General features: G+C 68.3%; 24 protein-coding genes. 16 read left to right on the forward strand and 8 right to left on the reverse strand.

Annotated elements, in window-relative coordinates; translation table 11 throughout:
- Positions 1-8: 8 nt before the first annotated feature.
- Both ACFWAY_RS20140 and ACFWAY_RS20145 read left to right on the forward strand, forming a co-directional pair.
- Positions 9-659 carry an SRPBCC family protein gene (locus ACFWAY_RS20140; protein WP_378511822.1) on the forward strand — a complete coding sequence of 217 codons (651 nt, stop codon included), beginning with the start codon at positions 9-11 and terminating at the stop codon, positions 657-659.
- Positions 656-1,873 (forward strand): VWA domain-containing protein, encoded by a 1,218-nt coding sequence (locus ACFWAY_RS20145; protein WP_378511823.1) that lies wholly within the window; start codon positions 656-658, stop codon positions 1,871-1,873. The genes ACFWAY_RS20140 and ACFWAY_RS20145 overlap by 4 nt, the downstream gene beginning before the upstream one ends.
- A 399-nt stretch (positions 1,874-2,272) precedes the next feature.
- Here the strand turns inward: ACFWAY_RS20145 and ligD are convergent, their stop codons facing one another.
- The 3 genes from ligD to ACFWAY_RS20160 all read right to left on the reverse strand — a co-directional run bounded on the left by ligD (position 2,273) and on the right by ACFWAY_RS20160 (position 5,462).
- Entirely contained in the window at positions 2,273-3,244 is a 972-nt protein-coding gene (gene ligD, locus ACFWAY_RS20150; protein WP_378511824.1) for a non-homologous end-joining DNA ligase, read from the reverse strand.
- A 114-nt stretch (positions 3,245-3,358) separates the two neighbouring features.
- Complete coding sequence (locus tag ACFWAY_RS20155) at positions 3,359-3,793, reverse strand: PAS domain-containing protein (protein WP_378454576.1); 435 nt, start codon at positions 3,791-3,793, stop codon at positions 3,359-3,361.
- A gap of 58 nt (positions 3,794-3,851) precedes the next feature.
- Positions 3,852-5,462, reverse strand: coding sequence for a serine/threonine-protein kinase (locus ACFWAY_RS20160; RefSeq protein WP_378511825.1), 1,611 nt, complete (start codon positions 5,460-5,462; stop codon positions 3,852-3,854).
- Between the two features lie 259 nt (positions 5,463-5,721).
- Here ACFWAY_RS20160 and ACFWAY_RS20165 point away from each other — a divergent pair, with 259 nt between their 5' ends.
- Positions 5,722-6,210 (forward strand): FBP domain-containing protein, encoded by a 489-nt coding sequence (locus ACFWAY_RS20165; RefSeq protein ID WP_378511826.1) that lies wholly within the window; start codon positions 5,722-5,724, stop codon positions 6,208-6,210.
- Positions 6,211-6,417: 207 nt separating this feature from the next.
- Here the strand turns inward: ACFWAY_RS20165 and ACFWAY_RS20170 are convergent, their stop codons facing one another.
- Positions 6,418-7,536 carry an AbrB family transcriptional regulator gene (locus tag ACFWAY_RS20170; RefSeq protein WP_378511827.1) on the reverse strand — a complete coding sequence of 373 codons (1,119 nt, stop codon included), beginning with the start codon at positions 7,534-7,536 and terminating at the stop codon, positions 6,418-6,420.
- A gap of 93 nt (positions 7,537-7,629) precedes the next feature.
- Here ACFWAY_RS20170 and ACFWAY_RS20175 point away from each other — a divergent pair, with 93 nt between their 5' ends.
- Positions 7,630-8,328, forward strand: coding sequence for a GntR family transcriptional regulator (locus ACFWAY_RS20175; protein ID WP_378511828.1), 699 nt, complete (start codon positions 7,630-7,632; stop codon positions 8,326-8,328).
- Positions 8,329-8,696: 368 nt separating this feature from the next.
- Here ACFWAY_RS20175 and ACFWAY_RS20180 read toward each other — a convergent pair whose 3' ends face one another.
- On the reverse strand, positions 8,697-10,193 hold the full coding sequence (locus ACFWAY_RS20180; protein WP_378511829.1) for an aldehyde dehydrogenase family protein: 1,497 nt from the start codon (positions 10,191-10,193) through the stop codon (positions 8,697-8,699).
- Between the two features lie 302 nt (positions 10,194-10,495).
- On the opposite strand from ACFWAY_RS20180, the gene ACFWAY_RS20185 reads away from it, so the two are divergent.
- A complete protein-coding gene (locus tag ACFWAY_RS20185; protein WP_378454582.1) occupies positions 10,496-11,539 on the forward strand; it encodes a helix-turn-helix domain-containing protein in 1,044 nt (347 codons plus the stop codon).
- Here ACFWAY_RS20185 and ACFWAY_RS20190 read toward each other — a convergent pair.
- Positions 11,497-12,750: an acyl-CoA dehydrogenase family protein gene (locus ACFWAY_RS20190; RefSeq protein ID WP_378511830.1), complete on the reverse strand. Its 1,254-nt coding sequence runs from the start codon at positions 12,748-12,750 to the stop codon at positions 11,497-11,499. The genes ACFWAY_RS20185 and ACFWAY_RS20190 overlap by 43 nt on opposite strands.
- Positions 12,751-12,861: 111 nt before the next feature.
- Here ACFWAY_RS20190 and ACFWAY_RS20195 point away from each other — a divergent pair, with 111 nt between their 5' ends.
- Together ACFWAY_RS20195 and ACFWAY_RS20200 are read left to right on the forward strand one after the other, a co-directional pair.
- Positions 12,862-12,993 carry a hypothetical protein gene (locus ACFWAY_RS20195; RefSeq protein ID WP_378511850.1) on the forward strand — a complete coding sequence of 44 codons (132 nt, stop codon included), beginning with the start codon at positions 12,862-12,864 and terminating at the stop codon, positions 12,991-12,993.
- A 77-nt stretch (positions 12,994-13,070) separates the two neighbouring features.
- Complete coding sequence (locus ACFWAY_RS20200; RefSeq protein WP_378511831.1) at positions 13,071-14,138, forward strand: LacI family DNA-binding transcriptional regulator; 1,068 nt, start codon at positions 13,071-13,073, stop codon at positions 14,136-14,138.
- 116 nt (positions 14,139-14,254) lie between these two features.
- Here ACFWAY_RS20200 and ACFWAY_RS20205 read toward each other — a convergent pair whose 3' ends face one another.
- Positions 14,255-14,692 (reverse strand): PIN domain-containing protein, encoded by a 438-nt coding sequence (locus ACFWAY_RS20205; protein WP_378511832.1) that lies wholly within the window; start codon positions 14,690-14,692, stop codon positions 14,255-14,257.
- Between the two features lie 274 nt (positions 14,693-14,966).
- Between ACFWAY_RS20205 and ACFWAY_RS20210 the strand changes: the two genes are divergently transcribed.
- Together ACFWAY_RS20210 and ACFWAY_RS20215 are read left to right on the forward strand one after the other, a co-directional pair.
- On the forward strand, positions 14,967-16,145 hold the full coding sequence (locus tag ACFWAY_RS20210; RefSeq protein ID WP_378454586.1) for a Gfo/Idh/MocA family protein: 1,179 nt from the start codon (positions 14,967-14,969) through the stop codon (positions 16,143-16,145).
- 50 nt (positions 16,146-16,195) lie between these two features.
- On the forward strand, positions 16,196-17,197 hold the full coding sequence (locus tag ACFWAY_RS20215) for a sugar phosphate isomerase/epimerase family protein (protein ID WP_378511833.1): 1,002 nt from the start codon (positions 16,196-16,198) through the stop codon (positions 17,195-17,197).
- A 41-nt stretch (positions 17,198-17,238) separates the two neighbouring features.
- Here the strand turns inward: ACFWAY_RS20215 and ACFWAY_RS20220 are convergent, their stop codons facing one another.
- Positions 17,239-18,177: a LysR family transcriptional regulator gene (locus tag ACFWAY_RS20220; RefSeq protein WP_378511834.1), complete on the reverse strand. Its 939-nt coding sequence runs from the start codon at positions 18,175-18,177 to the stop codon at positions 17,239-17,241.
- 83 nt (positions 18,178-18,260) lie between these two features.
- Here ACFWAY_RS20220 and ACFWAY_RS20225 point away from each other — a divergent pair, with 83 nt between their 5' ends.
- From ACFWAY_RS20225 to ACFWAY_RS20255, 7 genes are read left to right on the forward strand one after another with little or no spacing between them, the layout of a single operon-like run.
- Positions 18,261-19,151, forward strand: coding sequence for a DMT family transporter (locus ACFWAY_RS20225; RefSeq protein ID WP_378511835.1), 891 nt, complete (start codon positions 18,261-18,263; stop codon positions 19,149-19,151).
- Between the two features lie 41 nt (positions 19,152-19,192).
- Positions 19,193-19,777 (forward strand): biotin transporter BioY, encoded by a 585-nt coding sequence (locus tag ACFWAY_RS20230; protein WP_378454590.1) that lies wholly within the window; start codon positions 19,193-19,195, stop codon positions 19,775-19,777.
- Positions 19,774-20,895, forward strand: coding sequence for a class I adenylate-forming enzyme family protein (locus tag ACFWAY_RS20235; protein WP_378511836.1), 1,122 nt, complete (start codon positions 19,774-19,776; stop codon positions 20,893-20,895). Before ACFWAY_RS20230 ends, ACFWAY_RS20235 begins: the two co-directional genes overlap by 4 nt.
- Positions 20,892-22,019 (forward strand): thiolase family protein, encoded by a 1,128-nt coding sequence (locus tag ACFWAY_RS20240; RefSeq protein ID WP_378511837.1) that lies wholly within the window; start codon positions 20,892-20,894, stop codon positions 22,017-22,019. The genes ACFWAY_RS20235 and ACFWAY_RS20240 overlap by 4 nt, the downstream gene beginning before the upstream one ends.
- A complete protein-coding gene (locus ACFWAY_RS20245) occupies positions 22,016-22,696 on the forward strand; it encodes an energy-coupling factor ABC transporter ATP-binding protein (RefSeq protein ID WP_378454593.1) in 681 nt (226 codons plus the stop codon). Before ACFWAY_RS20240 ends, ACFWAY_RS20245 begins: the two co-directional genes overlap by 4 nt.
- Positions 22,693-23,295 (forward strand): energy-coupling factor transporter transmembrane component T family protein, encoded by a 603-nt coding sequence (locus ACFWAY_RS20250; protein ID WP_378511838.1) that lies wholly within the window; start codon positions 22,693-22,695, stop codon positions 23,293-23,295. Before ACFWAY_RS20245 ends, ACFWAY_RS20250 begins: the two co-directional genes overlap by 4 nt.
- Complete coding sequence (locus ACFWAY_RS20255; RefSeq protein ID WP_378511839.1) at positions 23,288-24,682, forward strand: AMP-binding protein; 1,395 nt, start codon at positions 23,288-23,290, stop codon at positions 24,680-24,682. The genes ACFWAY_RS20250 and ACFWAY_RS20255 overlap by 8 nt, the downstream gene beginning before the upstream one ends.
- Positions 24,683-24,686: the final 4 nt, after the last annotated feature.

Consider the following 24,686-nt stretch of genomic DNA (forward strand, 5'->3'; position numbering starts at 1 on the left):
CAACTGCCATGAAGATCGCCAACGAGTTCACCGTCAGCGCCCCGATCGAGCAGGCGTGGGAGGTGCTCAGCGACCTCGAGGAGGTTGCCCCCCTGCTACCCGGAGCCCAGATGACCGGGCGGGAGGGTGACGATTTCCTGGGGAAGGTGAAGGTCAAGGTCGGCCCGGTGACCAGCGAGTTCAAAGGCAAGGCCGCCTTCGTCGTGCGCGACCCGAAGGAGCATCGCGCCGTGATCGACGCCCGCGGGAAGGACTCGCGCGGTTCCGGCAACGCGTCCGCGACCATCACCGCCCAGTTGCACGAGGCAGGCGACCGCACCCGCGTCACCGTGGACACCGACATGAAGATCGTCGGCAAACTCGCGCAGTTCGGCAGCGGGATGATCCAGCAGGTGTCGGAGAAACTCATGGGGCAGTTCGCGGAATCACTGGAAGCGAAGCTCGCCGGTGGACCCGCCGACCAGCCCGCGGCCGCGCCCGAGTCGGCCGACGCCACCGGCACCACGACGCTGTCCGTGGCCCCGCCTGCCGCCGAACCGGCGCCGCTGGACCTTCTGGCGCTGTCCGGTGTGGGTGCGTGGAAACGGTACGCCCCGATCCTCGCTGCGATCCTCGCCGGAATCGTGGTCGTCCTCGTGGTGGGCCGCCGCAGGCGATGAGCGCGTCGGGCGTCCTGCGGGGCGTCGATCTCGCGGCGTTCGCGGTGGCACTCGTGGCCCGGCTGCGTTCCCGCGGCGTCGTGGTTTCGGCGAGTGGCCCCGCGGTGTTCGTGCAGGCGCTGCATCTGTCGCCGCCGCGTTCGCGGTCGCGGCTGTACTGGTCGGCGCGTCTGACGCTCGTCAACCGCGTCGACGACCTCGCGCCGTTCGACGCCGTGTTCTCCGCGGTCTTCGAGGACGCCCTGCTGTCCGTGGATCCGCACGCGCGGCGGGCCGCTGCGGGACGGGAGACGGCCCTCGCCGCTGTCCGCGACGGTCGCGACCGGCCCGGTGAGGCGCAGGACGCCGAGGGCGTGCCCTGGATGACACGACCGATGATGACCGGCGGCGACGACAGCGGCGAGGGCGACCTTCACGACGCGCTCACCGCCGTGCCGGACACCCTGCCCAGTAGGCTCGTGGCTCGCGCGGACGAACCCTTCGCCCGATTCGACGCCGGCGACCTCCGGCTCCTCGGATCCTGGCTGGAGCAGGCCACCGCCGCGTGGCCGTCCCGCCGCACCCGGCGTCGCGAAGTGCATCGGCGCGGCCGGCGTATCGACCTGCGGGCCACCATGAACCGGTCGAGGGCCACGGGCTGGGAGCCGGTGGTCCTCGCGCGGAGCCGGGCGCGGAACCGCCCGCGACGCATCGTGATGCTGTGCGACGTGAGCCGGTCGATGCAGCCGTATGCCGCGATCTATCTCCATCTGATGCGGGCGGCGGTGCAACGACAGACCGCGGGCAGGCCGGAGGTGTTCGCGTTCTCCACGTCGCTGACGAGGCTCACGCCCGTGCTCGCCCACCGCAGCGCCGAGACCGCGGTCCGCAAGGCGAACGACAAGGTGGTCGACAGATTCGGTGGCACCCACATCGCCGGCAGCGTGAGTGAACTGCTCGCGTCCCCGCACGGCAACGCGCTGCGCGGCGCAGTCGTCGTCATCGCGTCCGACGGCTGGGACAGCGACGACCCGAAGCGCCTGGCGCATGCCCTCACCCGGGTCCGCCGTCGCGCCCATCGGCTGGTGTGGCTCAACCCCCGTGCCGGTGACCCCGACTTCTTACCGCTCGCCGGATCGATGGCGGCTGCGCTGCCCTTCTGCGATGCCTTCCTCCCCGCGCACTCCGTGTCCGCGCTCCGCGACGTGCTGGACGTGATCAGCCGCATGGGATAGCGGGTGGTGCGATTCCACCCCCAGGGTGCCTGGCCCCTGTCGTTTCCTTCGCCGAAGCTCTATGGACGGTGCACACCGCTCTTCAGCTCACAGGAGGAACCCACATGTCGACTACCAGAACTCCCGCCAGAATCGCGGCGGCCATCGGGGCGGTCCTTGCAGCCCTCTCGATTTCCCTGGTGGGAACGGCCGAAATCGCCGGCGCCAGACCATGTCAGAACGATTGTCACGCACCGGTTCCCAAACCGCCGGTCGACGGTTGCCAACTCTGCAATCCCAACCCTCCACCGCCTCCGCCGCCACCGCCCCCGCCGCCACGGTAGGGAAAAGTTCGGCATGCGAGACACGCGCCTCGGCCGCACGGTCGGGGCGCGTGTCGCGTTGCGGGCAAGCCGTCGACTAGTCTTCCGCGCCACCGGGATCCGATTCGCCTTCGGCCTCGTCGCGGTCGGCCCACTCGAGCAGCGGTTCGAGCGAGAACACGGCGTCGTCGATTCCGGCGTGCAGGTCACCGAGTTTCGCGAAGCGGTCGGGGACGGTGGCGATGGTGAACTCGTGCGGATCCACGTCGTCGATCTCGTCCCACGTCACCGGTGTGGACACCGTCGCGTCGGGCACACCGCGCACCGAGTACGCGCTGGCGATGGTGTGATCGCGGGCGTTCTGGTTGTAGTCGACGAACAGCTTGCGCGGATCCCGGTCCTTGCGCCACCAGGTGGTGGTGACGTCCTGCGGGGTCCGGCGCTCCACTTCGCGGGCGAAGGCCAGTGCGGCCCGCCGGACGTCGCCGAATTCCCAGTCGGGCCGGATCCGGACGTAGACGTGCATGCCGCTTCCGCCCGACGTCTTCGGCCAGCCCGTCGCACCCAGTTCGTCGAGCACCTCGTGCACCACCCCGGCCACGCGCTGCACCGTGTCGAACCCGCACTCGGGCATCGGATCGAGATCGATCCGCCACTCGTCGGGACGTTCGACGTCCGCGCGCCGCGAGTTCCACGGATGGAACTCGACGGTGGACATCTGTACCGCCCAGATCACGTCCGCCGGGTGCGTCACGCACAGTTCGTCGGCGTGGCGGTTGTACCGCGGAAATGTCACCCGCACCGTCTGAACCCAGTCCGGCGCACCGTGCGGCAACCGCTTCTGGTGCACCTTCTCGCCGCTCAGGCCGTCCGGAAAGCGGTGCATCATGCAGGGGCGTTCGCGCAGTGCGCGGACGATCCCGTCGCCGACGCTCAGGTAGTAGTTCGCGAGGTCGAGCTTCGTGGCACCGGTGGCGGGGAAGTAGACGCGTTCCGGGTGCGAGATCCGCACGGTTCGGTCGCCGACCTCCAGTTCGACAGCGGGAGCCTTGCTCTTACCGGTCGCCATGCAGTCAACCTAACCCGCGTTCGATCCCTGCCGCGCCGTTTGCAGACGGTTTCGCTGGAATCCCGGGCAATTGCGTGGGATTCCGGCGAATGTCTTTGCGTCTGTGGGGCGGGGTCAGAAGCCCGGCGCCCGGCCGCCGTTCCAGAGTTGTTCGGTGACGTCGTGGAAGCAGACGAGGGTCACCGGATCGTCCTGCCGACGGAGGATGGGGCGGCTGACGAGTGCACGCACTCGGGATCCGTCCTGGTGTGCGAGGTCGACGGGTGTCGTGGCGCATTCGCGGAGGTGTTCGACCGCGTCGGCACCCGTCGGGGCCTCGTCCAGGTCGAGGAGTTCGGACACCGGGTGCCCGCGCAGTGAAGCGACGGGATGACCCAGCATCGCCTCGAAGGCACTGTTCGCGTGGACGACGGTGCCGTCGTTCTCGACCGCGAGGACGGGAACCGGAAGGCGTTCGAGCAGGACAAGGGCGGGTAGCTGTTCGAGGTAGCCCAACGGAGTGTCCGGGATCGGGCGACGTCTCTCCTCATGCTCTGCCTGTGCGCTCACAGACCTATACTCTCACCGATTCCGACCGCTCGTCCCGTTGTTCGTCGCAGACGGCGATTCAACGGTGTGCGGAGTCGACCATCGGTTCGGTCGCGAGGATCCTGCCGTCGCCGCTGACGATGGTCAGGGCGGACGGGGTCAGCCGGTACTGAGTGCCGCCGTCGCCGGTGGCGACGAAGCCGGAACCGCTCGGGACGGGGTCGTCGACGGAGATGGCGGCGCCGTCGCTGATGCGTACGCCCTGGTAGTAGTACCGTCCCACTCCGGTCTCGCAGACTACGACGAGGGACTTCGTGGTGCGACCGATGAACACCGCCGGGTTGGTGTAGTTGCACCGTGCATCGGACGGGGGCAGGAAACCCTGCCCGTCGGCGCCCGACACCTCGCCGACGATCGGCGGCGGGGGAGCCGTCGTCGTTCTCGGCGTCGTCACGGCAGGCGGGACCGTCGACGGAGCCGCCGACGTCGCGGATGCGACCGGTACGTCCTCCGTGACCGGGACCCGTACCCGACTGCTGGTTGCCGCGGCGACAGTGGATGCGTCCGGATTGTTCCGATCCAGCACGAGCCATCCGACCACCCCGCCGAGGGCCAGCAGCGCTATCACCAGCACGGTGACCGTCACCGGCACGGCCACCGACCGTCGAGCCGGCGGCGGGGCGGCGTAGGGCGTCGCGGGGTAGTACAGCGCCGCCGGGGGCTGCGCGGGCGGCCCGCTGTGGAACATGGTCGGCGGGTAGACGGGGGGACGGCCGCGGTCGTCGACACGCGTCGGTTCGGACCGCATGCCCGGCGAGGGTTCCGGGCGGGTCGCGATGTCGGTTTCGGTCTTCCGCTCGCGAACGGTCAACGCGGCCCGGGCGGCGGCTGCGAAGTCGCCGGCCGTCGGGTACCGATCGCGGGGTTCCTTGGCCAGGCCTCGGGCAATCACGTCGTCGAACGTGGCGGGCACGTCGGGTCGAATCGAGCTGGGGCGGGGCACCGGCGTCGTGAGGTGGGCTCGGATCGCGCTGCTGATGCTGTTGGAGGGGAACGGGATGGACCCCGTGAGGCATTCGTGGAGGACACACGCCAGCGAGTAGACGTCCGCGCGCGCATCGACCGGCGCATTGTCGAACCGCTCCGGCGCCATGTACGCGTAGGAGCCGACGGCGCTGCCGAGGGTGGTCAGGCGGAGGTCGGAACTCGAGTGCGCGATACCGAAGTCGACGAGGTACGCGAACTCACCGGCCGTGACGAGGATGTTCTCCGGCTTGACGTCGCGGTGGATGAGACCGTCGGTGTGCGCGGCGTCGAGGGCCGCCGCGATCTGGTCGACGATCGCGACCGCGTGTGCGGGACCCATCGGGCCACGCGTCCGGAGCAGCGAACGCAGGTCCTGTCCCACGACCAGGCGCATGTCGATGTAGAGCACGCCGTCGATCTCGCCCCAGTCGTGAATCGGAATGACGTGCGGCTCCTGCAACCGGGCCGCGGCATGCGATTCGCGACGGAACCGCTGCTGGTAGGTGGGGTCTTTCGCGAGGTCGACGTCGAGGATCTTGAGTGCGACCGTGCGATCCTTGGTGGTGTCGTACGCCTCGTACACCTCACCCATTCCACCTCGGCCGAGCAGAGCCCTGAGATGGTAGTGCCCGAACTGCGAGCCGACCCGTGCACCTGCCGCCATTCCCGTTCCCCTCGAAGCCGGAAACAGCACGATACACGCGGTTGCCGCGCTGTCCGGTCCGGGGTGACGAATTCGTTTCCTGCAGTGGGAGATCTGGCTCGAACGAGGGAGGTGCAGTGCGTCAGAGGATGCTCGCGAGACCCACCGCACCTCCCCCATGCAGCCAGGGAGCGTTTTGAAAATCCGTTGCTCGACGTCGCCGGTGACCGTATTGTCGCGTGGCTTTGCCAACCCGTCGACAGAAGGAGTTCAACTCGTCATGGAACCCGTCACCGAACGCGACATCAGGTCGTCGTTCATTAACTGCTCCAAAGGCGACGCCAAGCGCCTACCGGTCCCTCGTGACCTGGACGACCGGCCCTGGGGCGACCTCGACTTCCTCGGCTGGAGTGACCCGTCGTTTCCCGGCCGCTGCTACGTCGTCGTGCCGCGGGACGGTGGTCTCGTCGGCGTCGCGCTGCGCTACGAAACGGGCGGCTATCGCCGCGCGCAAATGTGCACGGTCTGCATGACCACGCACGCCAATGGCGGCGTCTCGCTGATGACGGCGCGCAAGTCGGGTGAATCCGGTCGCCGGGGCAACTCGATCGGCACCTACATCTGCGCCGATCTCGCCTGCTCGCTCTACGCGCGCCGGAAGAAGTCGCCCGCGCTGGGCAGGCAGTACCGCGAGGATCTCGAGCCCGAGGAGAGGATCGAGCGGGTCCGCGACAACCTCGACGCCTTCATCTCGAGGGTCTACGGCTAACCGCGACCCGACGCCGACCCGCCATGCAGCTCGATAGCTGCTCACAAGAATCGGAGGTAGATGCCATGCGCCGACATTCGAGGAACCCGCTCCCCGACGCACCCCGAGTTCGCAGACACTGCAACGAAACTCGGGGTGTACGGGACTCCTCTCCGGTCGAGACGGCCCGGACTCAGGCCGGACCGTCCCGTCCGGAGAGGATCCCGGCTACGCTCGTCGTCGCCGAGAACTGAAGTGGGCAAATACCTTCGCCATGATCGGGGTGGTCACCAGCATGATGACCAGGCGCAACACCTGGGCGGCCGCGACGAACGTGACGTTGGAGGCGGTGGATGCCGATACGGCCAGCACCGCCGCCAGACCACCGGGTGTGGTGGCGAGATAGGCCTCGAGGAGGCTCGCACCGGTGAGGTGGGAGAGTAGGACGCCCAAGCCGGCGCACGCCGCCCCGACCAGGAGAGTGAGCAGCGCGGCGTACGGCAGGATTCGTCCGATCGCCCGCAGGCTCGCCCGGTCGAACGCGAGCCCGGCCTGCCAGCCGATGAGAATCAATGCGGCCGTCATCAGCATCGGCGGAACCGCGACCGCGTCGCTCCAGCCCCCGAGTTCGAACCCGGCGCTCACGGCCAGCGGCCCCAGCGTCGCGGGTGCGGGCAGTCGCACGAGCGACGCCACGACGGTGCCGCCCACGATGAACAGTGCCAGGAATGGCACGGCCACATACCATTCGGACCCGCCGCCATCGGTGCCTGTCACGGTTTCCGCACCGGTATCCGCGCGGAAGCCGAACGTGACGATCATCGGCATCGACACGACGACGAGCGCCACCCTCAGATACTGCACCACTGCGACGACCCGGTCGTCGCCGCCGAGTTCGCGTGCCATCGCAACGAGTCCGGTGGCGCCGCCCGCGGTCATGGCGAGGGATCCGGTCACCGCGTCCACGTCGCGGTGCACAGCGAGCAGGGCGCCGGCCGCCACGCTGAGCGCGAGGGTCGCGGCGGCGATCGAGACCACCGGCACCCACATCGAGCCGAGAGCGGTGATCGTGTCCCGATGCACCATCAGCCCGACCGCGCTCGCCAGCACGCCCTGCGCAAGCTTTCCCAGCGGGCGCGGCACTCGGGACGGACCCCATCCGGTGACGGCCAGGGTCGCCGCGACGATCAGGGCCGAGAAGAGGCCCGCCGCGGTCAGTCCGATGCTCTCGCCGAGTACCCAGCCGCCGACCGAGAGTGCGATCAGTGCAGCCCATCGGAGTCCGCGACGGCGCAGTTCGGACGCGCGCGTCGGCACGGATCGTTCGGGGGTCTGCACGTCGTTCACGTATGCACGCCTACTCCGGGATGCTGTCCCTGTTCTATGGTGCGCATTAGTGTATACCTTAGCTCATACTGCGGCGGACGTTAGGATGTATGCATGGCGGGCGAGAACAAGAGCGAACAGGTATACGTGCAGCTCAGGCAGGGCATCCTGAACGGAACCCTGTCCCCGGGACAGTCGTTGAGTGCCATCGACGTGGGCACGCGGTTCTCGGCGTCTCGCACCCCGGTGCGTCAGGCCTTCCTTCGGCTCGAGGGGGAGGGGCTGGTCTCGCTCACCGACCGGCAGGGCGCACGGGTCGCTCCAATCTCGATCAAGAGTGTTCGCGACCTGTTCGAGCTACGCATCCTGCTCGAGGCGGCCGCGGCGCGCATGGTCGCCGAGGCCGTCGCCCGGGACACCGCGGCCCGGAAGCAGTTCGAAGAGGTAGCGGAAGCGCTCGGGGCGATCTCCGAGGAGGATCCGTCCGACTCCCGGCGAGATCGTTTCTACGAACTCACGGAAACCTACGACCAGGCCGTGATCGCGCACACCCGGAACTCGCAACTGGCCCGATCGATTGCCGAACTACGGCCGCACACCGAGAGACTGCGCAACATCGCCCACTCCCACCCGGACCGTCTGGACGTCTCGTTGGCGGAGCACGTTTCGATGTGCCGTGCGATCCTCGCCGGCGACGGCCCGGCGGCTGCCGCGGCTTGCGCCGAGCACCTCACCCAGACGCAGAAGACCATCCTCGACGCGGTCGTCGATCCGCGGGGGTCAGCCGTCGCCATCGACCTGGTCACCGCGTAGTCGGCGCCGCGATCGCGACCCGGGGTGAGCCTCACCCACCCCTGTGGTGCCTGGTGGTCGCCGCCTCACAGTCGGATGCTGGACGGACCTTCCGACCCTACGGGAATTCGTTCATGCATCAGCTCTGGAAAATCGTTGTGTCCTACATCGTCGCGTTGCCGGTGTTCGCTGTCGTTGTTCTCCCCCTTCCCGACGACGCGTCTCGCCTGTGGGAATTTGTCGCTCTGCTCCTATTCGGGGCGGTGTTCGGTCGACTGGTCGTGTGGTCGCGTCGCGATGGCGCGGGGGTGGAGGATCGTGCTCAGTGATGATGGATGTCGCCGCGGGCAGATGCCGCGGTCGGAGCGACGGCATCTGCCCGTGCAAGATCACCCCTTCTTGAGGATCACGGTCTTCGTCTCGGTGTATGCGTCGAGGACTGCCGCACCGTGCTCACGTCCCCAACCGGACTGCTTGTACCCGCCGAACGGCAGGGCCGGGTCGAGCACGTGGTAGCTGTTGATCCACACCGTGCCGGCCTTGATACCCGCCGCGACGTTGTGGGCCTTCGACACATCCGACGTCCAAATGCCCGCGGCGAGACCGTAGTCGGTGTCGTTGGCGGTCCGGACGATGTCGTCGATGTCGTCGAACGGTATCGCGGTGACGACGGGTCCGAAGATCTCTTCCTTCACCACCCGCATGTTCGGTGTGGTGTCGGCGAGCACTGTCGGCTCGACGAAGTAGCCGACGTCGCCCTTCCGTCGCCCGCCTGTCACGGCGGTGGCACCTTCGGCCCTGCCGCTGTCCAGGTATCCGAGAACGGTATCGAGTTGCTTCTCCGATACGACGGGACCCATCTGGGTGTCCGGGTCGAGGCTGTCGCCCACTTTCAACGCGGAGGCGATCTCGGCGACCCCTTCGACGACCCGGTCGTACACCGTGGACTGCACGTACAGCCGTGACCCGGCCTCGCAGGCCTCGCCCTGGTTGAAGAAGATGGCCATTGCCGCACCTTCGATGGCGGCGTCGATGTCGGCGTCGTCGAAGACGATGTTGGGGGATTTGCCGCCGAGTTCGAGGGTCACCTTCTTCAGGTTGCCGCGCGCGGCACCGACGATGTGCCGTCCCACCTCGGTCGACCCCGTGAACGAGACCTTGTCGACGCCGGGATGAGCGCTGAGTGCGGCGCCGACGTTCTCTCCGTCACCGTGCACGATGTTCACCACACCGTCGGGGATACCGGCCTCGCGGAGCACGTCGCCGAGCAGCGCCGCGCTGAGTGGGGTCTGTTCCGCCGGCTTGAGGATGACGGTGTTGCCCGTGGCGAGTGCGGGGCTCAGCTTCCAGGCCGCCAGCAGCAGCGGGAAGTTCCAGGCGACGATCGCGGCGACGACGCCCACCGGCTCGCGCACGGTGTACGCCAGGTAATCGCCGGGCGCTGCGGTGGAGGTGACCGGAATTGTGCTGCCCTCCAACTTCGTGGGCCAGCCCGCCATGTAGCGGAACCAATCGGCGGACAGGGGAACATCGACCAGACGTGCGTAGGTAAGAGGCTTTCCATTGTCGAGCGCTTCGACGAGCGCGAACTCCTCGACCCGCTCCTCCAGCAGATCACCGACCCGCCAGAGAATCTTGCTTCGCTGTGCCGGAGTCATGCGTCCCCACGGTCCGTCGAGTGCTCTGCGAGCAGCCGACACCGCCCGGTTGACGTCCTCGTCGCCGCCGAACGCGACCTGTGCCAAGGCGTCACCGTTGCACGGATTGACGGTGGCGAAGACTTCGCCGGATGCGGACGGAACATGCCGGCCGTCGATCAGGTGGAGAACAGGGCTCGCCAGGAAGGCGGAGACTTCGGGTGACAGTGCGGGTGATGTCGTTGTCATTGTGTGCTCCTCGATGGTGTATCCGGCCTGTCGGCCGATGGTGGGCAGGGATGTGATCGGTGGTCTCGCAACGGTGGCGCGGCTCTCGCTCCGCGCGGAAGATCGTCAATTGCCGGGAACCGCAGTGCAGTTCGCAATTCGCCGGCTCGTGAACGACGCTAGTCTTCCGTGCCGAACGTCATCTGTGTGGAAACCGGACAGTTTCTTGACAACCCCGTCGGAACGCGCAGAATTTGGAGTGCAACAGGCACCGGTTCTGATTGCCCAGCACCGGTGACCCTGCCCAGAAACCGGGAGGTGTCATGCCCTATTGGTCCACCTCAGGTCTGAGTACTCGTGATCAGGCGAGTTACTGGGGTGACGTCGTGTGTGAAGCCTTCACTCCACTGTCGCCGCAGCGTGGGCGTGCCCAGACTGCCCGTAGCGCGACCCCGGACGGGATTCCCGGGTGGGTGCGCTCGGAAGCGCTGGTCGAGACCAATTGCGCTGAGATCTCCTCGTGCACACAGCTACTGACTCACGGTCCCAGGGAAGTTCGCCGCGCGCCCCTGGATGCCTTGTTCGTGAACCTGCAGTTGGAGGGAACGTGCTACGGAGAGCAGGATGGACGCCGTTGCGTCGTCCATCCGGGCAGCTATGCCGTGTTCGACACGACGCGCCCGTACTCCCTCGAGTTCCGGGAGCCGGACGACGCGGCCAGGTGGCGGGTGCTGTCATTTCGCATTCCCCGGGATCAGTGGAGCGCGAACGTGCGGGGGGTCGGGGCGACGGCGCGTGCCATCGACACGACGAGCGGACCGGGAAACGTCGTCGGGGCAATGATGTCGTCCCTCTGGCGGGAGCGCCCCGCCTTCGACCAGACCATTGTGAGAGCCCTCGAGCGTTCTTTCACGGATGTTCTCGCCGCAGTGACCGAGCCCCCGGCTGGTGGAACTCGCACCGAAGGTCGCGATGCGGCGCTCCGCGAGGTCGTCCGCCGCTACATTCGCTCAGCCGTCCCTTTGGGCCGGGTGACCGCGGAGGCCGCTGCGCGCGAAGCCGCCGTCTCGGTGCGAACGCTGCACCGCCTGTTCCAGGCGGTCGGCGCCACGTTCGCGGAGTGTGTTCGGGACGAGCGCCTACAGGGGGCGATGCAGGACCTGGCGGTGGCGCCCGACTCGGTGACCGTGAGCGAGATCGCTGCGCGATGGGGCTTCTACGACAGCTCGCACCTGACCCGCACGTTTCAGAACTGCCTCGGTTGCACCCCCACGGAATATCGCGTCACGAGCAGAGCAGCGGATGGCCGGCCGTTCGTACGAGGTCACCCTGCCACGATTCCGGCGGCGGACAGCATCGGATCGTAGTCCGACCGCTTCATCAGGGCGTGGAGCTGCCGGCGCCGAACGCCCATGTTGCCCCCGTCGTAGAGCGGGAAGCACAGGACGTCTTCCATGATTCCGGCGATCGGTGTCTGGTCTCCGTAGGAGTTCACTCCCACCACACGCATCGTGTCGTACACCACCTGTACCGCAAGTTCGGATGCGTAGATCTTGACCATGTGGCCGAGCTCTTCGTCGGCGCCGCCGGTCTTGTCGTAGAGGTCGCATGCTTTCCAGGTGAAGTATCGAGCGGCCTCGATGCGGGTCTTGATGTCGACCAGCATGTAACCGACGTTCTGGTAGTCGATGATCGGGACCGGGCCCGAACGATTGTCGCTCTTCGCGAAGGTGAAGGCGTAGTCGAATGCCGCCCGCATCCGGCCGACACACGCGGCCCCGATGATCGACGAGGTCCAGTTGAACGTCTTCCGGATGATCTCCATGCCGTCACCGGGCTTTCCGATGATGTTCGAGGCCGGCACGCGAACATCGGTGAACGTGATACGAGGTGATGCCGTGGCACGGTGCCCCATGGTGTCGATATAGGACTCGACAGCGACCCCGGGTGTGTCCCCGGGCACGACGATCACGGCCATCGACTCGTTCAAGGGAAGCGTCGGATCCGTACGGCAGAGAACGCTGATCAGCGCGGCACCGTTGCCGTCCCACCCCGAACCATTGGTGGTGAAGTGTTTGTCCCCGTTGATCACCCATTCGTCGCCGTCCAGGCGCGCGAAGGTCTGCACACCTGCCGAGGCATCCGCATTGTCGAAGTTCGCGCCGCCGGCGGTCTCGGTGAACGCCCACGCCGCGAGTAACGGTTCACTGCCGGCGAAGGGTGGCAGGAACCTGGCCTTCTGATCCGCGGTTCCGAAGTGGATGATGGGCTGCAGCCCCAATCCGGTGCCGAGCAGCGCACTGGGAACGTTGATGTCGGCACGGGTGAGTTCTTCTGCCGCCAAGGCGAAATCGAGCGACGGCATAGCCGTGCCGCCGTACTCGACCGGCAGCAGCGCTTTGAGGAATCCGGCATGCACCATGTCCTGATAGAACGGTTTGATCGCCGCGAAGCGCGCCTCGGGCGTCGGAAGTGGGGCGATGACGCCTTCAACGAGACTGAGCCGCTCGTCGGCGAAGGCTCGCGCCGCCTTCTGCAGGGCCGCCTGGTCTGGACTCAGGTCGAAGTCGATTGCCATGGGGATCAGATCCTCCGTCGATTGTGTGACCCCGGACACGTCCGGGCGTGACACCTCAATAGTGGTCCCGCGCCCGCCCTCGACATTGGACCGTTGCGACAAGACTCTTGGATGGTTGTGCCAGGACCTGATCGACGGGCGTTCTACCGCCAGCTCCTCCTCAACGCTGCCGTGGTCGTCGTCGCGGTTGCGCCCGCGCTCTGCTGGCTGGTTCTCGTCGTGACACCCGGACTGTTCGGGTAGGTAGCCCGGTCTAGTACTTCGGTCTATGTCGGATACTCTGGGTGGGCCTCGTGCTCGGTGAGCGAAAGGGTCTGCACATGCGAAGCGACGACGACGCCCGGAGCGGCGGTTCCGTTCCGATGCCCCGGCAGGCCGTCACCATGCAGGACATCGCCGACCGCGTGGGCGTGTCGAAGGCATTGGTCTCCATGGTGTTTCGGCGTGTGCCCGGACCGAGTGCCGAGACGCGGAAACGGGTCCTCGACGTCGCTGACGAGCTCGGGTACCGACCGAACCGTACGGCCGCACTGATGTCGCTCCGGCGGACCCACCTCGTGGGGGTGTCGGCGGATATTCGCAACAGCTTCCACGCCGAGATGGTCGAGTACATCGTCGCCGCCGCCGACGAGCACGGGTACGAGGTGGTGCTCGGTGCGCTGACTCCCACGCACGCCGAACCGAAAGTCGTCGAAACGCTGCTCGATTTCCGGTGCGAAGCCTTGATCCTGCTCGGCACCGAACTCGGCACCGACGTTCTCGACACGCTCGGGGAACGGGTACCGGTGGTCGTGGTCGGTCGCCGCGTCGGTGACGGCGCCGTCGACGTCGTGCGGACGGCGGACGGCAAGGGGATCGGCACCGTCGTCGACCATCTCGTGGAGCTGGGGCATCGCCGAATCACGCACCTCAGCGGTGGTACGGGCACGATTGCGGCCGACCGGAGGTCGGGGTACACCCGTGCGATGCGTCGTCACGGACTCGATATCGACGTGGTCGAGGGCGACTTCACCGACAGTGCCGGAACGGTCGCCGCGGAGACTCTGCTCGGGCGGTCGCAGCTTCCCACCGCGGTGATCGCGGCCAACGACCGGAGTGCCATCGGGCTGATCGGCGAACTACGGAGCAGGGGCGTGCGGATCCCCGAAGACGTCTCGGTCTCCGGATACGACGACAGCGTGCTCGCCCAGCTCGCGCACATCGATCTGACGTCGGTCAATCAGCAACCGCGGGAGCAGGCCGCCACCGCGGTCGACGCGGTTATCCAACGGCTGGACCGGGGGAGGACCGAATCGGTCGCGACCGTCCTCCGGCCGCGGCTCGTCGTGCGTCGTACCACCGGGCCCGCGCCCGCACCGGTGGAAGGGGCCCGGTCGGGCGTGTCCTGACCTGCGACGGCCGTCAATGTTCGGCGGGCCGGGTTGCTCGGCCGGCAAGGGCAGGGTGCTCAGGCAAACTGAGCGGGTCCCAGTAACCGCAACCCCACCTCGATCGTGGGTTGTCCTCAGAGGGTGTCGACATCCAGCAGGTGTTCGATGCCGCGAAGATCGTCCGCGTTGCGGTTGACGAGTCGGGCGTTGTTCGCGTGCGCGGTGGCGGCGATCATCAGATCGAGGGCTCGGGGCTGAGGTTGGCGGCCGTACGCTCGCGCTGCTGCGGCCAGCTGCCCGTAGCTTCGGGCGACACCTGCGTCGACGGGTAGGGGTTCGAACTTGCGTTCCACGGCGATCAGCCGCTGCAATCGCTGAGCTCGCTGAGCTCGCTGCTGCGCGGTGGTCGCGACAAGGAGTCCGAAGTGTAGTTCCGCAGGCTTGCGAGGTTGATGGGCAGCGACCCGAGGGTCGGGGTGTGTTTCGCAGAGGGTGACGTCGGAACCGATGCGGCGCAATGCGATTGCAGTCGCGGTCCCGGACACACCTCCCTCTGCGACGATGGTCTGCATGCACCCCTCCTGAACTGGCATTCATTGAAATCAAGTTCAGTGAAAGTTTATTCAGTGTGCGCGGTGGAGGGTGTTCGTGAAGGGGTACGGCGCGTTTGCCGCCCCGTCGGGTCGGGGCTTGACAGGGTGTCGTGACTCAGCTCATAGTAGTCGTACTAGACCGGTTAAATAGACCGAACTAGCCGGAGGGCGTCTTCACTCATCCGTGCGGGTGTCTGCGGGTAGCCGACGTGCACTCCCGCCGGGTCAACATCACACCGAAAGGCTTCCACACATGACTTCCAACTCGATCGGTGTCGCCGTCATCGGCGGCGGCATGGCCGGACGAGCACACGCCGCCGGATATCGCATGGCGTCGACGCTGTTCGGAACCGACCGCCCCGACGTGCGTCTGGTCGCGATCGCCGACACCAACCAGGCCGTCGCCGACGACACCGCGAAGCGGTACGGGTACGAGCGGGCCGAGTACAGCTGGCAGGCCATCGCCGAATCGCCGGACATCGACGCCGTGAGCGTCGTCGTCGCCAACCAGTTGCACCGTGAGATCGTCGAGGGCCTCCTCGCTGCGGGGAAGCACGTGCTGTGCGAGAAGCCGCTCGCCGGGTCCATCGCGGACGCCGAGGCCATGGTCGCCGCCGCCGCGGAAGCCGACACGATAGCCACGGTCGGGTACACCTACCGCCGGTCGCCGGCCATCCAGGCGATCCGCGACGAACTCGCGACGGGCCGCCTCGGCGACATCATCCACTTCAACGGGCACTACTGGTGCGACTACGGTCTCGATCCCGCTTCGCCGATCACCTGGCGATACCGCGGCGGTCCCGGAACCGGTGCGCTCGCGGACGTCGGCAGCCACCTGCTCGACATGGCCGAATTCGTGTGCGGCCCGATCGTCGAGATCAGCGGCGCGACCTTCGCCACGGTGATCACGGAGCGTCCCGTGCCCGCCGGAGTCACCTACGGCCACACCAAGGCCGAGACCACGGGTGAGATGGCGCCCGTCGAGAACGAGGACCTCGCGACGTTCACGGCGCGCTTCCAGAACGGCGCAGTCGGCACGTTCTCCGCTTCCCGTGTCGCGCACCAGCTTCCGGACGGACTCGGTTTCGAGCTGTTCGGGACGTCCGGCTCCGCGGCGTTCGACCTGGCTCGCGCCGCGGAATTCTCGGTGTCCAGCGACGGCCTCGACCGCACCGTGAACGGTCAGCGACGGGTGATCATCGGACCGCAGCACCCGTACATCCAGGGTGGCCTGCCGATGGATGCCGGCGGCGTCGGCCACGGCAAGGCGGAGTTCTTCGCCTACCAGGCCCGTGCGTTCCTCGACCAGATCGCCGGCATCGACGTCCTCGGCCCGCTGCCGACCTTCGCGCACGCCCTGCGCGGCATGCAGATCGTCACCGCCGTCGCGGAGTCCGCCCGCGCCGACGGGGCAGCCGTCAAGATCGGCTGAACCGCAAACCCCCTGAACCGCAACTTCTTCCCACCACGCAAGGAACCCTCATGAAACTCGGTGTGTACACCGCCGTCCTGCACGACCGCAGCCTGCGCGAAGCGCTGGAGACCATCGCGTCCCTCGGACTCGAGGGCGCGGAGATCAACGCGGGCGGATTTCTGCCCGCCCCGCACCTGCCCGTCAAGGAACTCCTTTCGGGCGAGGTGTCACCGCAGGAATACCTGAAGGTCTTCGACGAGACCGGCGTCTCCATCGCCGGCCTGAACTGCAACGGCAACCCGTTGCACGCGGACCCCGAGGTGGGCCCCGAGGACGCCGGGGACCTGCGCAACGCGATCAAGGTTGCCGGCCTGCTCGGTGTGGACCGGGTGGTCACGATGTCCGGGCTGCCCGCCGCGCACGCCGGCGGCCAGTGGCCGGCATGGCACGTGAACACCTGGGACAGCGGCTATCTCGACTCCCTCGACTACCAGTGGGATCAGGTCGCGGTGCCGTTCTGGAAGGAGATCGACGCGCTCGCCCGTGAGAACGGCGTGAAGGTCGCGATCGAGATGCACCCGCAGAACCTGGTGTTCAACCCGCCGACGCTGAAGCGCCTGGTCGAGAAGACCGGTGCGACGAACGTCGGCGCCGAGATGGACCCGTCGCATCTGTTCTGGCAGGGCATCGATCCGGTCGCCGCGGTCGACTGGCTCGGCGACCTCGTGTTCCACGCCGCCGCGAAGGACACCCGGATCAACGAGAACTGCAAGATCTACGGTGTTCTCGATGACCGGTTCACCCGCATCCCGGCCGACCAGAACCCCACCGGGCTCGGTGGCAAGCACGTGGTCAACAAGTGGCCCGAGGACTCGGCGTGGGACTTCGTCGCCGTCGGTCGCGGACACGACGTCGATTTCTGGTCCCGTTTCCTCGCCGCGCTGCAGCGGGTCGACCCCGACATGGCGGTCAACATCGAACACGAGGACGTCGAACTGGGACAGCTCGAAGGACTGCAGGTTGCGGCCCGCACCCTGAAGGACGCGGCTTCCGCCGTGGCATCCCGCTAGAAACCGCCCTGCGCACTCCCGCGATAAACCGCCCCGCCTGCCTACTCCCGCAGGCGGGGCGTCGTGCATCCGCCTGGCGGGTCATGTCGCGTCGGCTGATCGTCGTTCCGGGTGACGGCGGCCAGGCGGTCGAGGACCAGCCGCAGCGGCGGCCAGGTCGACCTCCCACGGCGGGTCACGGCGTAGGCCGTGAGCACGACCTTCGGGTTGGCCAGCGGGAGGACGGTGACCTCGGCGCGGGTGGGACGGTCGGCGGGCAGCAGGCCCACGCCGTAGCCGGCGGCGACGAGGTCCTCGACGAGGTCGAGGCTGTCGATCTGGTGGGCGATGTGCGGTGTGAAACCCGCGAGCGAGGCGAGGGTGCGGACGGCGTCCTCGTCGGCGGTGTTGCGGGAGTTCACGATCCAGGGTGAACCGGCATAGGCCACGACGTCTGCGGGTCCGTCGTCGCCGCGCGCGGGGACGCCGAGTCCCCAGGGGGTCGACCACAGGGGGACTGCCTCGAGAGCGGCGCCAGGGGATGCCGGTGCCAGGTTGTAGTCGTAGGTCAGTGCGAGATCGAGTTCGTCGTCGGCGAGCAACGCGAACGCCTCGACCGGCTCGTATTCGCTGATCACCACGTCCACCTGCGTGTGGGTGCGTGCGAGTTCGGCGACGACCGGGAGCAGCGACACCCGGATGCCCGTCGCGAAACCCCCGACGCGCAGGGTGCCGACCGGCTCGGCGTGGGGGTCGAGGTCGAGTCGGGCGGCGTCGACCGCCGCCAGGATGGTGACGGCGTGGTCGGCCAGCCGGCGACCGGCCGGAGTGAGCCGCACCCGGCGGCCGGTCGGTTCGACGAGCTGGGCACCCGTCTCCTTCGCGAGTGCCGCGATCTGCTGGGAGACGGTCGAGGTGGTCAGCCGGTGTGTCTCGGCGACCTCACGCATGGAGCCGAGACGGGAGAGCTCGAGCAGGAGATGCAGGCGTCGGGTATCCACCCTCGCATTGTTCGCGATATCTGAATGGTTTGTCCATGAAAGTCACGTGGACGTGAACGGTCGACGTGTCATTCAATGCATGCATGACCAGGAACTCGACCCACGTCGGCGCGACGATGGCGCTGACCTCGATGCTGTGCGTGCAGAGCGGACTCGCGATCTCCGTCGGCGTGTCCGAGCGCGTCGGTGCCGAGGGTGCCGCCTGGCTGCGCCTCGCGTGGGCGGGAGTCCTGCTCGTCCTCATCGTTCGCCCTCGTCCGAAGGCGTTCACGCGTTCGTCCCTCGGCGCATGCGTCCTGCTCGGGGTGGTGACGGCAGCGGTCACATTGCTGTTCATGGCGGCGGTGGACCGGATCCCGCTGGGCACCGCCAGCGCGCTGGAGTTCCTCGGGCCCCTCGGCGTCGCTGTTCTGCACGGACGAGGCCGGCTGAAGTGGCCGGCGCTGGCAGCCGTGGGGGTGCTGCTGCTGACGCAACCCTGGGCGGGCGGCGTCGACCCGGTGGGAATCCTGTTCGCGCTGGGCGCGGCCGCGTGCTGGGCTCTCTACATCGTGCTCACCCAGCGCGTGGGCGACGAGGTGGCCGGTCTCAACGGGCTCGCGGTGTCCATGCCGGTCGCCGGGTTGGTCGCGACTGCGGTGGGCGGACCGTCGATGCTCGCGAAGATGACGCCGGACCTGTTGATCATCGGGCTGGGATTGGCGATACTGCTGCCGGTAGTGCCGTTCACGCTGGAGATGCTCGCCCTGCGCCGGCTGAACACCGCGGCGTTCGGGACCCTGATGAGCCTGGAACCGGCGTTCGCATTGATCATCGGGCTCGTCGTGTTGCACCAGGTGCCGGACCACGCGGCCGTGGCCGGGATCTGTTTCGTGGTCGCGGCGGGGATCGGAGCAGCGCGGGCCGGGGCGCGAACGGCGCCCGACGAGGGCGAGGTCGCGGAGTCGGCCGCACCGTTGTCCGCGCCGACCTGATACCTTGAACGTCGTTCAAGTTTGAAGCAAGAGGAGTCGTCATGGCAGAGGTCGGGAGCGCTCGGGTGTCGAGGCTCGGTATTTCAGCGCGGGACATGGCGCAGATCGCAGTGTTCGCCGCGCTGATCGCGGCGCTGGGACTGCCCGGCGCCATCACGGTCGGCTTCAGCGGAGTGCCGATCACGCTGCAGACGCTCGGGGTCATCCTCGCCGGCGCGGTGCTCGGGGCTCGCAAGGGCACAGCCGCTGTCGCGGTCTTCATCGCACTGACCCTGATCGGCCTGCCCCTGCTGTCCGGTGGCCGCACCGGACTGACCGCGCTCGCAGGCCCCAGCGCCGGGTACCTCATCGGCTGGATTCCCGCGACGCTGGTCATCGGCCTCCTCACCGCTCGGATCCTCCCGAAGTACCCGATCGCGCTCGGTCTCCTGATCAACGCCCTCGGCGGGATCGTCGTCATCTACGTCTTCGGCACCGTCGGACTCCTGCTCCGCACCGATCTGGGTGTCGGCGCCGCCATCACCACCAACTTCGCGTTCATCCCCGGCGACCTGCTCAAGGTCGTCGTCGCGACCGTGGTCGCCAAGAGCGTGCATCGCGCGTACCCCGGCCTGATCCGTACGTGAGTTTCGAACTCGGCGGCTCCGGCGATCAGCCTGCTCTCGATTTCGAAGACCGCACCTACACGTATGCCGAACTCGACGGTGCCATCGACCGATGGATCCTCGAGCACGGCTCGGGTGCGCCTGCCTACGACGCGTCGACGCTGCCGGTCCCGGATGCCCTGATCTGCGTCTGCGCGGCGGAGCGGCAGGGGACGGCGGTGATCGTCGAGAACCCCGACGCGAGACCGGACCGCACGGTGATTCCGCCGTCCGCTTTTCTGCTGGTGGCGACGTCCGGCTCCACCGGCAAGCCGCGTCCGCTCGCGCGCACCGCGGCCTCCTGGTTCGACAGCTTCCCCGCCTTCACCGCGATCACCGGCATCGAAACGACGGACCACGTGCTGATCACCGGGCCGTTGCACGCCACGATGCACCTGTTCGCCGCAGTGCACGCACTGTGGCGGGGCGCATGCGTCACCGACGACCCGTCCCGGGCGACGGTCGTGCACGCCGTTCCCGCCGTCCTTCGTGAGGTGGTGGGGAAGGCCCCGAAGCTGCGCACGGCGATCGTCGCCGGCACCGCCCTGGACGACGGCGCCCGCGCGGTGGCGGACGGCATCGAGATCGTCGAGTACTACGGCGCCGCGGAACTCTCCCTCGTCGCGGCGCGCCGGGTGCCCGAACCGCTCCGGTTGCTGGACGGTGTCGACGCCGACATCCGCGACGGTCTGCTGTACGTCCGGTCGCCGTACAGCGTGATCGGAGCCCCGGACTGGTTCGGGGTCGGTGACCTGGCCGAACTCGGTGACGACGGTGAGCTGACGCTGCGCGGCCGGGGTGAATCCGCGATCAACGTCGGCGGCACCACGGTGGTCGCCGAGGACGTCGAGCGCATCCTCGAGACGCTCGACGGTGTCGCCGCGGCGGCCGTCGTCGGATCGCCGCATTCGGTGCTCGGCGAGACCGTCACCGCCGTCCTGGAGCTCGACGGCACCGCGGAGATCGGTGACGTCCGTTCGCGAGCACGCCGGACGCTGACGAAGGAAGCCCTGCCCCGCCGCTGGGTGCCGATCGAGTCGATGCCGCGGACCGCCAGTGGCAAGGTCGCCCGAGGCCGAGTGAGAGACTGGCTGGCATGAGCTCTGTCCCTGTCCTGGTGGCGCCGCGTCGGACGCCGATCGGCAATGCCGGGCACGGGTTCGCCGATCTGACCACCACCGATCTGGCCGCCCCGGTGTTACGCGACGTCCTGACGTCGCTGCGGGGGTCGGGCATCGACGCCGAGATCGACGACGTCGTCCTCGGCAACTGCCTCGGACCGGGCGGCGATCCCGCGCGGGTCGCGGCCCTGCAGGCGGGGCTGGGTGTGGAGGTCCCCGGTGTCACCGTCGACCGGCAGTGCGGTTCCGGCCTCGACGCGGTGATGCAGGCCGCGCTCCGCGTGCGCAGCGGCGTCGACGATCTGATTCTGGCTGGTGGCGTCGAATCGGCGAGCACGGCGCCGTGGCGGTTCTGGCCGCCGGTGTCGGGCGCCGATCCGGTGCGCTACACCCGCGCTCCCTTTGCGCCGCAAGGCTTCCCCGACCCCGACATGGGAGCGGCCGCGGACGATCTCGCGCGGGTGCGCGGCATCAGCCGTGAGCGGCAGGACGCGTACGCGGCGCGGTCGCACACGCTCGCGGCCGCCGCCGACTTCTCGTCGGAGATCGTGCCAGTCGGTGGCATCGAGCGGGACCAGCGCATTCGGGCAGGCATGACCGAGGCCAGGCTCGCGCGGCTGCGCCCCAGTTTCGGTGCCGGCGGGACGGCGACGGCGGGGAATTCCTGCGGCATCTCGGACGGCGCCGCGGTGCTGGCGGTGACGACCGAGTCGCTGGCCGCCGGACTGCCGGCGTTGCGGATCCTCGGCTCCGCCGTCGCGGGATCGGACCCGGCGCTGCCCGGGCTCGGACCGGTACCCGCGATCCGCAAACTCCTGAAGAGGACCGGACACGACGTGGCGGATCTGGGCGTCGTCGAGATCACCGAAGCCTTCGCGTCGGTGGTGCTGGCGGTGTCGGACGAACTCGGCCTGGACGAATCCGTGATTTGCCCACAGGGCGGCGCCATCGCCATGGGACATCCATGGGGCGCCTCGGGGGCGATCTTGTTGGTGCGCTTGGCAAGTCAGATGCTGCGCGAGGACGGACCCGCGCTCGGGCTCGCGGCCTGCGCCATCGGCGGCGGGCAGGGCATCGCGATGCTCGTGGAGCGCGTGTCGTGAGTGAGATCGTCTTCGATTCGGTGACCCATGCCTTCGGGGACCGCCCGGTGCTGCGCGGCGTCGACCTCCGTTTCTCCGAGCGCCGCGTCGGCATCATCGGATCCAACGGCTCCGGCAAGTCGACCCTGGCGCGCATGATCAACGGGTTGCTGAAGCCCACCTCCGGCACCGTCACGGTCGACGGTGTCGACGCCGCCAGGAAGGGCGCCCAGGTGCGCCGCAAGGTCGGGTTCGTGTTCACCGACCCCGACACCCAGATCGTCATGCCCACGGTGTCCGAGGACCTGGCGTTCTCGCTGCGCCGGTCCGGTCTGAGCAAGCCAGAGATCGCCGCGCGCGTCGAGGAGATCCTGGTGCGGTTCCGGCTCGACCAGCACGCCGATCACCCCGCGCACCTGCTGTCCGGGGGCCAGAAGCAGCTGCTCGCCATCGGCGCCGTCCTCATCCGCAGGCCCGAGGTGATCATCGCCGACGAGCCGACCACGCTGCTGGATCTACGGAACGCCCGCGTCGTCGCCGAAGCGCTCGATTCGATGGACCAGCAGGTGATCGTCGTGACCCACCAACTGGCGTTGCTGGAGAGTTTCGAGCGGGTCATCGTCATCGACGACGGTCTCGTCGCGTTCGACGGCAGCCCGGACGACGCCGTCCCCGCGTACCGGCAGTTGGTCGAATGATCGGCCTGTACCGTCCGGGCGACTCGCTCCTGCACAGGATGCCCGCGGGGGTGAAACTGTTGCTGTTGATCGCGTCGATCGTCACGGCCACCGTGTTCGTGCGCACCCCGCTCGAGGTCGGTGTCGTCCTCCTGGTGGTGGGACTGCTGTTCGCGGTGGCCGCCATTCCGTGGCGGGTCGCCGTGGCGCAGCTTCGTCCGGTGGTGTGGATGTTGTTGATCATCGCAATCTTCCAGGTGCTGATCACGTCGCCCGCGCGGGCGGTCGTCGTGTGCGGGGTGCTGCTGATCTCGGTGGCGCTCGCCGCGTTGGTCACGCTCACCACCCGGGTCACCGACATGCTCGACACGGTGTCGCGCGCACTCGGGCCCCTGCGGAGGTTCGGGGTCGATCCGGACCGGATCGGGCTCCTGCTCGCGTTGGCGATCCGGTGTATCCCGCTGCTGACCGGGATCGTGCAGGAGGTGGCGCAGGCGCGGAAGGCGCGCGGGTTGCAATGGTCGATGACGGCGCTGGCCACCCCCGTTCTGGTCCGTGCCCTCCGGACCGCGGACGCGATGGGCGACGCCCTCGTCGCACGGGGAGTCGACGATGACTGAGCTGCTCGCCGAGCGCGTCGCCCGACGGGCCGCCGAGAACCCGGAGACGACAGCGGTCGTGTCCGCGCGCGAAACCGTCGACTACGGCCGGTTCTGGTCGCGGGTCACTCGCGCCGCAGCCGGGCTCGACGGCATGAACCGGGTGGCTGTGCTGCCGACGTCGGATGTCGGGTCGCTGGTGGTCGTGACGGCGGCGATGCACGCGGGAGTCAGCGTCGTGCTGCTGCACCGGCATCTCCTGCCCGCGCAGCTGAAGCGGGTGCTCGAACTCGCGAAACCCGGCGCCGTGGTGGCCGCGTCGCACCAGCACACCAGGCTTCGGAGACTGGGATTCGACGGGACCGTCGAGACGGCGGAGAGCCTCGAATCCGACGGCGCCGCGGACCGGGCGCATCCCGACACCGAACTGCTGGTCGGCATCACGTCCGGCACCACCGGTGAGCCGAAGCTGTTCGTGCGCAACCAGCGATCGTGGGCCACGACCCTCGACCGCTCGGACGCGACGTTCGACATCGGCAGCGGGGATCGCGTGGCGGTGCCCGGCGTTCTCGACCACACGCATTTCCTGTACGGCGCGCTGCACGGCCTCACTCGCGGGGCGACGGTGGATCTGCGACCGGTCACGCACTCGCTGCGCGACGCGGCCACACATCTGTACTCGGTACCCACCATCGCCTGGGACGTGGTGCGGTCGGGGATCGGTCCGGTCGGCAGCGTCCGCGAGGTGCTGTCGTCGGCGGCCCGGTGGCCGCGCACGGGGCGTCAGGCGTTGCAGGAGGTGTTGCCGAATGCGTCGCTCGTGCACTTCTACGGCGCATCCGAACTCAGTTTCGTGTCGTTCGACCGGGGTCTCGGCGCCGCCGACGAGCATGCGGCAGGCGAACTGTTCGACGGCGTCGACGCAGAGATCCGCGAGGGCCTGGTTCACGTGCGCAGCAACATGCTGTTCGACGGCTACCTCACCGAAGACGGCGTGGTGAACGGCCCCGCCGTCGGGTGGATGACGGTGGGGGACCGCGGCCGGGTGGCGGGCAACAGCCTGCAGTTGTTCGGCCGCGACAGCGACACGGTGATCCGGGCGGGACTCAATGTGGAACCGGCCGCCATCGAGGCGGCGTTGACCGCGCTTCCCGGGATCTCGGAAGCTGCGTGCATCGGAGTGCCCGACAGCCGGATGGGCGAGGCACCGGCCGCCGCGATCGTGGTGGCCGGCGACGGGCCGAGTTCCAGCGAGATCTGGCGGCATCTGCGCGCCACGTTACCCAGCCCGAGCATGCCGGTTCAGGTTCTCGCGGTCGACAGCTTGCCGCGCACGCCGCGCGGCAAGCTCGATCGTCAGGCGCTCGCCGCCACCCTGGCAGCTTCCCGTAACCGGAATCCCGCCTAGCCCG

The sequence above is a fragment of the Rhodococcus sp. NPDC059968 genome (assembly GCF_042738615.1).
Classification (GTDB): domain Bacteria; phylum Actinomycetota; class Actinomycetes; order Mycobacteriales; family Mycobacteriaceae; genus Rhodococcus_F.